Here is a 12,170-nt window from a genome sequence, read left to right as displayed (position 1 = left end):
CGTTGCCGATGACCGCGCCTGCGCCCCTCGCCCTGACCGACTGGCACGCGGCATTGCAGCGTCACGCCGACGAGCACGGCATCGGCTGGGCGATTTCCAGCACAGCGGCCGACTATCGCGACGCCTTCGCCAGCGGCATCGCGCCCGACGACTATCTCGCCGACATCGAGCCGCTCACCGAATGGCGCGGATGCGGGTGCGGCGGCGGATAGGGCAAGGACCGACTTTGCGCTGTAACGTCGAGCGCTTATAGGAGCGCTTTCGCGCACGGCGCGGGTTACGGATGGAGCAGTCGAATTGAGCAAGATTCTGGTGATTGGCGCGGGCGGCGTCGGGTCCGTCGCGGTTCACAAGATGGCGATGAACACCGATATTTTCAGCCATATCACGCTCGCCAGCCGCCGCATCGTGTCGTGTGAGAAGGTCGCCGAATCGGTGAAGGCGCGCACCGGCGTCACCATCGACGTGGCGCAGGTCGATGCCGATGACGTCGCCGCCACGATTGCCCTCATTGAGCGAGTGCAGCCCAAACTCGTCGTCAATCTGGCCCTGCCCTATCAGGACCTCAACATCATGGACGCGTGCCTCGCGACCAAAACCGACTATCTCGACACCGCCAATTACGAACCGCGCGACACGCCCAAATTCGAATATGGCTGGCAATGGGCCTATCAGGAGCGCTTCAAGGACGCGGGCATCATGGCGCTGCTGGGATCGGGATTCGACCCCGGCGTCACCAGCGTTTTCGCCTCCTACATCAAGAAACATCTGCTCGACCGGATCGATACGCTCGACATTCTCGATTGCAATGGCGGCGACCATGGCCAGCATTTCGCGACCAACTTCAACCCGGAAATCAACATCCGCGAAGTCACCGCGCCCTCGCGCCACTGGGAGGGCGGCAAATGGGTCGAAGGCCCGGCGCTCAAGCATAAACAGGCGTTCGATTTCGAGGGCGTGGGGACAAAGAACATGTACCTCATGTATCATGAGGAACTCGAAAGCCTCGCCAAATTCTACCCTGAAATCAAGCGCATCCGCTTCTGGATGACATTCGGCGACGCCTATCTCAAGCATCTCGAAGTGCTTCAGAATGTCGGCATGACCCGGATCGACCCGGTGATCTATGAAGGCAAGGAGATCATCCCGCTCCAGTTTCTGAAAGCCGTGCTGCCCGAACCGTCGAGCCTCGGGTCCACCACCAGGGGCAAGACCAATATCGGCGACATCGCCACCGGCGAGAAGGACGGCCAGAAAAAGACCGTCTATGTCTATAATATCTGCGACCATGAGGACGCCTATGCCGAAACGGGCAACCAGGCGGTCAGCTACACCACCGGCGTCCCCGCGATGATCGGCGCGGCGCTGATGCTGACGGGTGCGTGGCGGGGGGAAGGTGTGTTCAACATCGAACAGCTCGATCCCGATCCGTTCATGGACATGCTGAACAGGCATGGCCTGCCATGGCAGGTGAAGGAACTCGAACAACCGCTTGATTTTTAACCGATGGAAACCAGAGCCGGCGACCCTGCCGCCTTCGCCCGCTTCGACCTCTACCGCGTCCCCTCGCCCGCCTTCGTGGTGGACGAGGCCGCAATCCGCCGCAACCTCGCCATATTGAAGGATGTGGGCGAGCGCGCGGGGATCAGGGTGCTGGGCGCGCTCAAGGCCTTTTCCATGTGGTCGCTGGGACCCGTGATCGGTGAATATCTCGACGGTGTGTGCGCCTCCGGCCTCTACGAAGCCAGGCTCGCGCGCGAGGAATATAGGGGCGAGGTCGCGACCTATTGCGCCGCGTACAAGCCCGCCGATCTGGCCGAAATCCTCAAGATTTCCGACCATGTCATCTTCAACAGCCCCGGCCAGATCGCGCGCCTGCGCCCGGTGATCGAGGAAGCACGCAGCAACGGTGTGAACTTCGACCTCGGCCTGCGCATCAATCCCCTCCATGCCGAGGGCGACGTACCCAAATATGACCCGTCGCAACCGCACAGCCGGTTGGGCTTTCCGGTCGATCAGTTGCGTGCGGAGCATCTGGAAGGGGTGGACGGCCTCCACTTCCACAATTTGTGCGAACAGGATTTCCTGCCCCTCGAGCGCACCTGGGCCGCGATCGAAGCGCGGGTGATGCCGCATGTCGGCCGACTCAAATGGCTCAACTTCGGCGGCGGCCATCACATCACCCGCGCCGATTATCAGCGCGACGCGCTGATCGACTTCCTGCGCGCGCGCAAGGCGCAGACCGGCCTTGAACTCTATATCGAACCGGGCGAGGCGATGGCGCTCGACGCGGGCATCCTGATCGGCGAAATACTCGATGTCATCGACAATGGCATGCCGGTCGCGATTACCGACATCTCCGCGACCTGCCACATGCCCGACGTGATCGAGGCGCCCTATCGCCCCGCGATGCTGCACGAACCGGCTGAAGGCCCGTTGACGCGGCTGGGCGGGCCATCCTGCCTCGCGGGCGACATCATCGGCGATTATCGAATCCCCGGCGGCGCGGAACCGGGCGCGCGCATCGCCTTTCTCGACCAGGCGCATTATTCGATGGTCAAGACCAACACATTCAATGGCGTGCCCCTGCCAGCGATCTGGCTGTGGAACTCGCAGACCGATCAACTGACGGAAATCCGAAGCTTTTCCTATGAGGATTTCAAAAACCGCCTGTCCTGACAGTGTTTTCAAAGCCTGCCGCGCAAGAAAATTCGCAGCAGCGCTTTACAGGGGGACCCCCTCATCATATAGCGCCCTTCCGCTGCCCCATGGGACTTCCACCGCAAGGCAGCTTATTCGCCTGAACGACACTGGAGGTCCCTTGAATTGCACAAGCATCCTAGCGCGCTGGGGGTAGCAACCGCCCTCAAACCGGCAGCTCCGGTAACGCTGATTCGACCCCAGGCCGCGGCTCGGGCCGCCCGATTCTTCTCTGAGAAGTTTCCGGGCCGCTCGCTCTATGCGGTCAAGGCGAACCCTTCGCCCGACCTCCTCGTGACGTTGTGGGACAGCGGGATCACGCATTACGACGTCGCATCGATCGCCGAGGTTCGCCTCGTCGCGGCGACGCTGCCGGACGCCAAACTGTGCTTCATGCATCCGGTGAAAGCCGAAGAAGCGATCGCGGAGGCTTATCATAGCCATGGCGTGCGCACCTTCTCGCTCGATACGATCGACGAGCTGGAAAAGATCATGCGCGCCACGAATGACGCCACCGATCTTGAACTGTGCGTGCGGCTGCGCGTGTCGTCTGACCATTCGGAATTGAGCCTCGCGTCGAAATTCGGCGCGGAACTGGGCGAGACGCGCGAACTGCTGATGGCGACCCGGCAGGCCGCCGATGCACTCGGCATCTGCTTCCACGTCGGCAGCCAGGCGATGAGCCCGATCGCCTACACCGCCGCGATCGAGCGCGTGCGCGCGGCGATCGTCGATGCGGCGGTGACGGTCGATATCATCGATGTCGGCGGCGGCTTTCCTTCCGTCTATCCGGGCATGGAGCCGCCCGCGCTCGAACTCTATTTCGACGCCATCCATCGCGGCTTCGAAAGCCTGCCGGTCAGCTATTCGTCGGAACTCTGGTGCGAGCCGGGCCGTGCGCTTTCGGCCGAATATAGCTCGGTCGTGGTGCGGGTAGAGCGCCGTCGCGGCAAGGAACTCTATATCACCGATGGCGCCTATGGCGCGCTGTTCGACGCGGCGCATCTGGGCTGGCGGTTCCCGGTCGCGCTGCTGCGCGCGGAGGAGAGCGACGCCGATCTGGAGGGCTTTTCCTTCTACGGCCCGACCTGCGACGATATGGACCATATGGTCGGCCCGTTCATGCTGCCCGACGATGTGAAGGTCGGTGACTATATCGAGATCGGGATGCTGGGCGCTTATGGCGCGGCGATGCGCACCGGCTTCAACGGCTTCACGTCTGAAGCGGTGATCGAGGTCGAGGACGAGCCGATGGCGAGCCTCTACGCCGAGCCAGCGCCCACGCGCCGTCTCGCGACTGTCATCAAGTTGGGCTAGACGAAACGTCCCTTGGAGAGGGTGCCTGTCCCCGGCCGTCAAACGCCGGGGACTTTTATGTCCGGCGGAAAATACCGACCAGTTCGACATGGGTCGACCAGCGGAACTGGCCGACCGGCGTCACGCTCTCCAGCACATAGCCGCCCGCGACCAGATGCGCGGCATCACGCGCAAAACTCCCCGGATTGCAGGATATATAAGCGATCAGCGGCACCTGCGACTGCGCGATCTGCACCGCCTGTTCCCGCGCACCCGCGCGCGGCGGGTCAATCACCACCGCAGCGAATCGGTTCAGTTCCTCCGGCGTCAGCGGTCGCCGGAACAGGTCGCGATGATCGGCGACGAGCCGCCGCTCCGCCCGGTTCGCGCCGAGCTTGAGCGCGAGCACCAGGTCGCGCGCGCCCTCCGCCGCATAGACCGGCCGCCCCTCCCCGAGTGCGAGCGCGAAAGTCCCGAGGCCGCAGAACAAATCGGCGATGGCCCCTCGTTCCGGCAGGGCGGCGCGGACCGCCTCCGCCAGCGCCGCCTCCCCATCGGGCGTCGCCTGAAGGAAGGCATAGGGCGGGAATGCGACCGCGACGCCACCGAAGCGCATCGTCGCGGCCTCCGGCTCCCACCGCGCCTGCGGGCCGTCGCCTTCGTCGATAGTCAGGCGTGCAAGGCCATGCCCGCGCGCGAAATCGCCCAGCGCCTCGTCAGCCGCCAGCCCCTCGACGCGCACGCCTTCCAGCAGCAGGTCGACACCCTGATCGAGCAGCGACATTTTGATGTGCGCAGCCCGTTTGTCCGGCAATATCGCTTTGAGCAGCTCTCGCAGCGGCGCGAGCAGGGCAAAAAGGCGCGGATCGAGCACATCGCACATCGCCAGATCGATCAGGCTGTGACTGCCCTGCTCGGCGAAACCGATAACGACCTTTCCGCCCTGCCGCACGGCGCGCAGCGCCGCCCGGCGACGAGTGCGCGGCGGAGAGATATGCGGCGGCATTACCGCCCCCGGCTTAACCCCCTGCCCGGCCAGCGCGCCCGTCACCCGCGCCGTGACGAAGGCGGCGTAACTTTCCTCGTCCAGATGCTGGAGCTGGCACCCGCCACAGGCGGGAAAATGGAGGCAGGGCGGATCGGCATGATGCGGCCCGCGCTCGACCCCGCCGTCCGCCGTGATCCGATCGCCCGGCGCGGCGAGCGGCACATGCCGGCCATCGGCGGTCACGCCGTCGCCCTTGGCCGCGACGCGCAGGATGAGGCCGTCCGTCACAGCCGGCTCGCAATCGCTGCGGGCACATGGCGGATCAGGTCGTCGGCGATGAAGGCTGGCCCTGCCCTGCGCGCCGCTTCGCCATGCAGCCATACCGCCTCGCATGCGGCGCGGAACGGATCGCCCGTCACCGCCAGTCGTGCGGCGGCGATGCCCGCCAGCACGTCGCCCGTCCCGGCGGTCGAAAGCCAGGGCGATGCCCCGCTCGCCACCGCGACGCGTCCATCGGGCGCTGCGATCACGCTGTCCGCCCCCTTGTAGATGATGACGCCGCGCGACCGCTTCGCCGCCGCTCGCGCGCGGTCGATCTTGTTGCCGGAAAGATCGCCGAACAGACGCACAAATTCGCCCTCATGCGGCGTCAGAATGGCGTTGGCCGGTATCTCCTCCGGCGCGATCAGGCCGAGGGCGTCGGCGTCAATCACCAGCCCGGATCGTCCCTCGATCGCTGCTTCCAGACGCGACCGCGCATGCGCATCCCGCCCGAGGCCCGGTCCGACCAGAACGACCGACACGCGCCGATCGGCCAAAGCCGTCCCGATCTCCGCCGCGCCGGTCGCTGCGATGGTGACGATCGCATCAGGCGCGCAGGAGGGCGTGGTGGACGCGATCAGTCGCACCATGCCACACCCCCCATGCGCCGCCGCGCGAGCGGCGAGAAGGCTGGCCCCCGCCATTGAGCCACCGATCACCGCGACCAGCCCGCGATTATATTTATGCGCGCCCGCACCCGGTGCCGCGATCGTCGGCGCGGACAGGCGATGACAATCGCTGCTGACGTCGATGCCGATATCGGCGCGGACAAGGCGAGCGGCCCGATCCGCCGCCGGATAGAGAAGATGCGCCGGTTTGAACGCGCCGAGGGCGATGCAGACCCCGAAACGCGGCACCGCCGACAGCAGCGCACCGCTGTCGCTATCGACGCCACTCGGCAGGTCTATGGCGTAGCTGATCGCCGCCTGTTCCACGAGCGCGCCCAGCCGGTCGGCCACTACTTGTTCCAGACCCCGCGAAAGCCCCGTCCCGAACAGCGCATCGACGATCTGGCTGGCGGGCGCGGCCTGCGCCAGCGGCTCGACCGGATCGTTCCACAGGTCGCGGGCGCGCTGACCGGACGAGGTCCGGCTCTCGCCCGTCACCGCCACCCTGACGGGCACGCCGCGCGCCCGCAACAGCCGGGCGATGACGAAGCCGTCCCCGCCATTATTGCCCGGCCCGCACAATATCAGCGCATCGCGCATGCCGCCCGCGCGCCAGATGATCTCCGCCGCCGCCGCACCTGCCCGCTCCATAAGGTCATATTCGGACAGGCCGTTGGCAAATGCCGCCTGTTCCGCCGCCCGCATTTGCGCCGCAGTGAGGAGGGGATCGACGCTCATCGGCGCGGCGTGGCGATGGTGGCGGGCAGGCGATAGCGGTCCGCGCCGACCGCCAGTTCGACCCGGCGATCCCCTATGATCGATAGCATGACCTGCTCCGCCCCGTCGGCGGAAACCACGCCCCGGCCATCCGCCACGATACGAAGGCGGCGAAAGCCCCCATCGGGGTGACGCAGCACCAACATGCTCTTGTCGGCGCTCTCGACACGACAGTCGCGCGCCCAGGCCGCCCCCTGACCGATCGCGCATTCCACCTTGCCGTCATCGGCCTGTGCCATCTGGTTTTGGGGCGACTGGCTCCTGTCCGGGATCACCCGGTCGCAACCGACGAGGGCCATGGAAAGCAGGCCCGTCGCAACCAGTCGTTCGAACATCCGCATTGCCACACCTTGCCCTCTTGCCGGAATGACAAGGCCTCACCCTATAGCGCGAACGCCCGAGCCGTGAAGGCCGGTGCGCGATTATTCGCAAACGCGCGACTGGGGTCAGGCAAGGCGGCTGCGGCATTCCAGGATGATCGGTCCCAACAGATCGGCGAAACGGCGCTGTCCCATCGCATCCCCCACCCGATCCTGTCGCATCTCGATGCCCAGATAGGGAATGCCGCCCGTTTCGGCATGCCGGTTCATGCTCGCGTTGAGCAGCTTGCCCGAATAGGGCTGCTGGTCGCCAACCTTGAGGCCCGCCGCTTCCAGCAACGGAATGGCGATCCTCGCCGCCCGGTCATCCTTATTATAGAGAATGCCGATATCCCATGGCCGGGCCTGCTCGGGGTCACTCGCGAGGCGCGGCGTGAAACTGTGGACCGACACGATCAGCGGCGAAACCATGGCCTCCAGCAAATCGGCGACGCGGTGGTGATAGGGATGATAGAAACGGGTCATCCGGTCGGCGAGATTGGCCTGACGGTTGCCCGGAATCGCGTGGCCGTCGCTCATCACCGGCAGCAGGCCGGGCGCGCCCTCCTCGCGATTGAGATCGATGACGAGCCGCGACACGCCGCCCAGGATCGCGGTGCAGCCCAGCTGGATCGCGAGCCATTCGCTCACCTGCGCGACGCCGATGTCGATCGCGATATGCTCGTGCAGCAGCGCTCCGTCGATGCCGAGTTCGATATCGTCGGGCACATGGGCGGACGCATGATCGGCGATGATGAGTATGTTCAGGTCACCGCCATCAATCTGGGTAAAAGCCTCGCTCATGCCGTCCTGATCTCCGTCGCCATGACCCACCATTGCGGATGCGCGCGACGTAATGCCGCCCCGGCGCGCGCAACGTCCTCGCGCCTGTCGAACAGCGCGAAACAGGTCGCGCCCGAACCCGACATGCGCGCCACCCGCACCGCCGGCAGCGCCCGCAGCGCCGCCAGCGCCGCGCCGATTTCGGGCGCGAGTGCCATGGCCGGTGCCTCCAGATCGTTGCGGCCTTCCGCGATCAGGGCGTCCAGGCTCTCCGCGTGCAAGGCCCCACGATCATGCCCGTCCCATCCGCCGAACACCCGCGCGGTCGACACCGGAACGCCCGGATTGACCAGCAGCATGGGCCGGTTCGCCAATCCCGCAACCTCCTGAACGTCGAGCCGCTCGCCGCGCCCGCGCACCCATTGCGTCACGCTCGTCACACAGGCGGGCACATCGGAACCCAGATCGAGCGCCAGTCCCGCCAGTTCATCGGACCCGATCCGCACATCCCACAATCGGGCGAGCAGGCGCAATGCCGCCGCCGCATCGGCCGATCCACCGCCGATGCCGGACGCGATCGGCAGGTTTTTCGTCAGGTGCAGGCGAGCGCCCCGATGTTCGCCCAGAAAGGATTGCAGCGCGCGCGCCGCCCGCATCACCAGATTGCCCGACCCCGCGTCCAGGCCACCGCCGAACGGCCCGTTAATCGTCAACTCGATCGCGCCATCGTCGGTCGCCTTGCCCGCCAGCCGGTCGCCATCCTGCGCAAAGACGAACAGGCTTTCGATCGCATGATAGCCATCGGGTCGCCGCGCCCGGACGTGCAGGGCCAGATTGACCTTGGCATAGGCGGTTTCGACCGCCTCCCACGCCCCCTTGTCCCTGTGCTCCATGTCAGCGTGCCGCATATTCGGGCTTCATGCCTTCACGCGCCTTTGCTTCCAGCCGTCTGGCGACATCGCCCTCTGCGACCGCAAACGCCGCTCTCCAGGCGTAGCGGGCCTCGAAGCGCCGCCCCGTCGCCCACAGCGCATCGCCCAAATGTTCGTTGATCGTCGCATCGGCGGGCGCCCCGGCGGCGGCGCGCTCCAGCACCGGCACCGCCTCATCGATATCGCCTGCGATATAGTGCGCCCAGCCGAGAGAATCGCTGATCGACGGGTCCTGCGGCTTGAGCGCGCTCGCCTTTCTCAGCAGGGCGAGCGCAGCAGACACATTCTCGCGCCGTTCGATCTGCGCATAGCCCAGATAATTGAGAACGAGCGCTTCGTTGGGGGCGAGGGTCGCCGCCCGCTCCAGCACCGCGCGCGCTTCGTCCCAGCGTCCGCCCTGTTCCAGCGCGGCGCCTTCGAACAGGAGCAGCGTCCATGGCATCGCATCCGGCGTAAAGCGCCCCTGCGCCCGGCGAAACACCGCCGCCGCACCGGCATAGTCGCGCGCGCCACTCAGCAGCCGTCCGAGCTGCACCAGCCGGTCGGCCTCGGCCCCCGGCGCGTCGGCCAGCGACCGGGCAAGCCGGATCGCACCCTCTTCATCGTCGGACGCCGCGAGCGCCTCGACCAGTTCCGCCTGCGCCAGCGCGCCATACCAGCCGGTCGCCGCCACCTTGCGCGCTTCGACCGCGCCCTCCTGGGGATAGCCGCCGCTCGTGAGCAGATCAGCCGCAACGATATGCGCCTCCGCGCTCGCCGGATCGGCGAACAGCGCCAGCCGGGCGAGCCGGATGCCGAGCCGCCCGCCGCCATTTTCCGATGCAACATCCATCGCCAGCCGGCTCAGCAGGCGGGCGATTCCCTGACGCGGCGTCAATAGGGCTTTTAGGTGGTTCAGGCCCTTGCCACGCTCGATATCGCTCCGCGCCCTGGCGAAACTTGCCTGATCGACCGGCAGCAATGCCAGCGCCTCGGTTTTTTTTCCTCGCGCCGCAAGCTGGCCAGCAAATGCGATCCGCGCTCCGGCGCTATTTGCGCCCATCAGGGGGAGCGCTCGGCCGATCGCCGCAACGGCGGCCAGCACATCCCCGTCCGCCAGCGCATGCAGCGCCACATGCTCGTCGGCGTAGCGCTCGGTCAGCGTGCCGAAGCGATCGCTCCCGCTCGCAACGGGCGCAGCGGCCGGCTGGTCCTGCCCCACCGCGATCCAGCCGCGCAGGATAGGGACGAGAAAAGCGAAATTCTGTTCGGCCTGAATCCGGTCGGCCAGTCGGCTCGCCCCGGCCCAGTCCTTCGCGCCCATCGCGTCGATCAGGCGGAGCAGGCTCGCGTCCCGTGGCGACATTCCGTTAGCGCCAAGGACTGTAGCGGATTGCAGCGCCAGCGCCATATCGCCTCGCGACACCGCCTGGGAATAGGCGCGGCGGGCGATGGCAAGGCTGGCCGGATCGCGGCCGAGCGCGTCCCGATAATTCGCAACCGCAAGGCCAAGCGCGCCATCCCCGTCGGCAAGGCGCGCTTTGACATAGGCATCGAGCGCGCCGCCCGCGTCCACCGATGCACCGGCAGGAACCGGCAGCATCAGCAGTATCGCGGGCAACAGACGCTTACATATTGGGATAATTCGGCCCTCCGCCGCCTTCCGGCACCACCCAGTTGATATTCTGCGTAGGGTCCTTGATGTCGCACGTCTTGCAGTGGACGCAATTTTGCGCGTTGATCTGGAAGCGGGGATCGCCTTCTTCCAGCCCGACCACTTCATAGACGCCCGCCGGGCAATAACGTTGCGCCGGTTCGTCATAGAGCGGCAGATTATAGCTGATCGGAACCGCCGGATCCTTGAGCTGGAGATGGACCGGCTGGTCCTCCTCATGGTTGGTATTGCTCAGGAACACCGACGACAGGCGATCGAAGCTGATCTTGCCGTCCGGCTTGGGATAATCGATCTTCGCGCAGGAATCCTTGGGCCAGATCTTCTCATTGTCCGGCTTGTGCTTCATCGTGAACGGCAGGCCGATCTTGAGCGTGCGCATCCACATATCGACACCCGCAAGCAGCGTGCCGATCGTCCCGCCAAACTTGCTCAGCAGCGGCTCGGCATTTTTGACAAGCTGCAATTCCTTGGCGATCCAGCTCGTCCGCAGGCGATCCTCATAATCGGTGAGCACGTCCCGCGCGCGCTCATTCTGTATCGCCTCGAACGCCGCTTCGGCCGCCAGCATGCCAGATTTCATCGCGGTATGCGTGCCCTTGATCCGGGGCACGTTGACGAAGCCCGCCGAACAGCCGATCAGCGCGCCGCCGGGGAACACCAGCTTCGGGATAGACTGCCAGCCGCCCTCGTTGATGACGCGCGCGCCATAGGAGACGCGGCGGCCGCCCTCCAGATATTTGCGGATCGAGGGGTGCTGCTTCCAGCGCTGGAACTCCTCGAACGGATAGAGATGCGGGTTGCGATAGCCCAGCCCGACGACGAAGCCGAGCGCGACCTGTCCGTTGGCCTGATGATAAAGGAAGCCGCCGCCATAAGCGTCGGTCAGCGGCCAGCCCTGCGTATGGATGACGAGACCCGGCTGATGCAATTCGGGATCGATGTCCCACAATTCCTTCATGCCAAGACCGTAGACCTGCGGCTCGCTGTCGGCGTCCAGCGCGAACTGGCGCTTGATGATCTTGGTCAGGTGGCCGCGCGCACCCTCGGCGAAGAAGGTATATTTGGCGTGGAGTTCGAGGCCGGGCTGATAATCGCCCTTATGCTCGCCATCGCGCGCGACGCCCATGTCGCCGGTGGCGACGCCCTTCACCGATCCATCCTCATTATAGAGGATTTCGGCGGCGGCGAAGCCGGGGAAGATTTCGACGCCCAGTCCTTCGGCCTGCTCGCCCAGCCAGCGGCACAGATTGCCGAGCGATCCGGTATAGGTGCCCTCATTGTGCATCCAGCCGGGCGTCGCGATATGCGGCATCGCCATCTTGCCGGTCTTGCTGAGGAACCAGTGCTGGTTATCCGTCACCGGCACGTCCGCCAGCGAACAGCCCATTTCCTTCCACTGCGGGATCAGCTCATCCAGCGCCTTGGGATCGATGACCGCGCCCGACAGGATATGAGCGCCGATTTCGGACCCTTTTTCCAGCACGCAAACCGCCAGTTCCTGTCCGGCATCGTTGGCAAGCTGTTTCAACCTTATCGCCGCCGACAGTCCCGCAGGCCCTCCACCCACGATGACGATGTCATAGGGCATCGAATCCCGTTCGCTCATATTTCCTCCTCGGGGCGATAAAAGGACTGTCCCTCAGCCCATCCGGTCGCCGCACCACGTAAACGCTTTACCATTCAACGCGATGAAGATTCTTGACCACGGCGTCAACCTCTGGCCCTAGGGAAAGCGATGCGGGGATTAGGGCA

General features: G+C 65.5%; 11 protein-coding genes. 4 read left to right on the top strand and 7 right to left on the bottom strand.

Features of this window, described 5'->3' with window-relative positions; translation table 11 throughout:
* The first annotated feature begins 8 nt into the window (after positions 1 to 8).
* The 4 genes from ACODSN_RS12210 (at position 9) to ACODSN_RS12195 (ending at position 4,017) form a co-directional block, all read left to right on the top strand.
* Positions 9 to 212 carry a hypothetical protein gene (locus tag ACODSN_RS12210; RefSeq protein WP_489055777.1) on the top strand — a complete coding sequence of 68 codons (204 nt, stop codon included), beginning with the start codon at positions 9 to 11 and terminating at the stop codon, positions 210 to 212.
* A gap of 85 nt (positions 213 to 297) precedes the next feature.
* Entirely contained in the window at positions 298 to 1,503 is a 1,206-nt protein-coding gene (locus tag ACODSN_RS12205) for a saccharopine dehydrogenase family protein (protein WP_489055775.1), read from the top strand.
* Positions 1,504 to 1,506: 3 nt separating this feature from the next.
* A complete protein-coding gene (locus tag ACODSN_RS12200) occupies positions 1,507 to 2,679 on the top strand; it encodes a carboxynorspermidine decarboxylase (protein ID WP_489055773.1) in 1,173 nt (390 codons plus the stop codon).
* 147 nt (positions 2,680 to 2,826) lie between these two features.
* Positions 2,827 to 4,017, top strand: a complete 1,191-nt coding sequence (locus ACODSN_RS12195) for a type III PLP-dependent enzyme domain-containing protein (RefSeq protein ID WP_489055771.1) — start codon at positions 2,827 to 2,829, stop codon at positions 4,015 to 4,017.
* 55 nt (positions 4,018 to 4,072) lie between these two features.
* Here the strand turns inward: ACODSN_RS12195 and ACODSN_RS12190 are convergent, their stop codons facing one another.
* The 7 genes from ACODSN_RS12190 to ACODSN_RS12160 form a co-directional block, all read right to left on the bottom strand.
* Positions 4,073 to 5,272 (bottom strand): class I SAM-dependent RNA methyltransferase, encoded by a 1,200-nt coding sequence (locus ACODSN_RS12190; RefSeq protein WP_489055770.1) that lies wholly within the window; start codon positions 5,270 to 5,272, stop codon positions 4,073 to 4,075.
* Positions 5,269 to 6,651 (bottom strand): NAD(P)H-hydrate dehydratase, encoded by a 1,383-nt coding sequence (locus tag ACODSN_RS12185; RefSeq protein ID WP_489055768.1) that lies wholly within the window; start codon positions 6,649 to 6,651, stop codon positions 5,269 to 5,271. The genes ACODSN_RS12190 and ACODSN_RS12185 overlap by 4 nt, the downstream gene beginning before the upstream one ends.
* On the bottom strand, positions 6,648 to 7,031 hold the full coding sequence (locus ACODSN_RS12180; protein WP_489055830.1) for a hypothetical protein: 384 nt from the start codon (positions 7,029 to 7,031) through the stop codon (positions 6,648 to 6,650). Before ACODSN_RS12180 ends, ACODSN_RS12185 begins: the two co-directional genes overlap by 4 nt.
* 105 nt (positions 7,032 to 7,136) lie before the next feature.
* Positions 7,137 to 7,853: an N-formylglutamate amidohydrolase gene (locus tag ACODSN_RS12175; protein ID WP_489055766.1), complete on the bottom strand. Its 717-nt coding sequence runs from the start codon at positions 7,851 to 7,853 to the stop codon at positions 7,137 to 7,139.
* Positions 7,850 to 8,740: a 4-(cytidine 5'-diphospho)-2-C-methyl-D-erythritol kinase gene (locus ACODSN_RS12170; protein ID WP_489055765.1), complete on the bottom strand. Its 891-nt coding sequence runs from the start codon at positions 8,738 to 8,740 to the stop codon at positions 7,850 to 7,852. Before ACODSN_RS12170 ends, ACODSN_RS12175 begins: the two co-directional genes overlap by 4 nt.
* Positions 8,727 to 10,346 carry a tetratricopeptide repeat protein gene (locus tag ACODSN_RS12165; protein WP_489055829.1) on the bottom strand — a complete coding sequence of 540 codons (1,620 nt, stop codon included), beginning with the start codon at positions 10,344 to 10,346 and terminating at the stop codon, positions 8,727 to 8,729. The genes ACODSN_RS12170 and ACODSN_RS12165 overlap by 14 nt, the downstream gene beginning before the upstream one ends.
* Before the next feature lie 25 nt (positions 10,347 to 10,371).
* The gene (locus tag ACODSN_RS12160) at positions 10,372 to 12,024 is read right to left on the bottom strand and encodes an electron transfer flavoprotein-ubiquinone oxidoreductase (RefSeq protein ID WP_489055763.1); all 1,653 of its coding nucleotides are present in this window, start codon (positions 12,022 to 12,024) and stop codon (positions 10,372 to 10,374) included.
* Between the last annotated feature and the right edge of the window lie 146 nt (positions 12,025 to 12,170).

This window comes from Sphingobium sp. FG11 (genome assembly GCF_057809915.1).
The sequence above is the reverse complement of the archived record's forward strand: the minus strand, read 5'-3'. Positions and strand labels throughout refer to the sequence as shown.

Excerpts from the sequence above, each read along its gene's own strand:
- ACODSN_RS12210 (WP_489055777.1), top strand. The coding sequence starts at position 9 with ATGACCGCGCCTGCGCCCCTCGCCCTGACCGACTGGCACGCGGCATTG.
- ACODSN_RS12200 (WP_489055773.1), top strand. The coding sequence starts at position 1,507 with ATGGAAACCAGAGCCGGCGACCCTGCCGCCTTCGCCCGCTTCGACCTC.
- ACODSN_RS12185 (WP_489055768.1), bottom strand. The coding sequence starts at position 6,651 with ATGAGCGTCGATCCCCTCCTCACTGCGGCGCAAATGCGGGCGGCGGAA.
- ACODSN_RS12180 (WP_489055830.1), bottom strand. The coding sequence starts at position 7,031 with ATGCGGATGTTCGAACGACTGGTTGCGACGGGCCTGCTTTCCATGGCC.
- ACODSN_RS12175 (WP_489055766.1), bottom strand. The coding sequence starts at position 7,853 with ATGAGCGAGGCTTTTACCCAGATTGATGGCGGTGACCTGAACATACTC.
- ACODSN_RS12170 (WP_489055765.1), bottom strand. The coding sequence starts at position 8,740 with ATGCGGCACGCTGACATGGAGCACAGGGACAAGGGGGCGTGGGAGGCG.
- ACODSN_RS12165 (WP_489055829.1), bottom strand. The coding sequence starts at position 10,346 with ATGCTGCCGGTTCCTGCCGGTGCATCGGTGGACGCGGGCGGCGCGCTC.
- ACODSN_RS12160 (WP_489055763.1), bottom strand. The coding sequence starts at position 12,024 with ATGAGCGAACGGGATTCGATGCCCTATGACATCGTCATCGTGGGTGGA.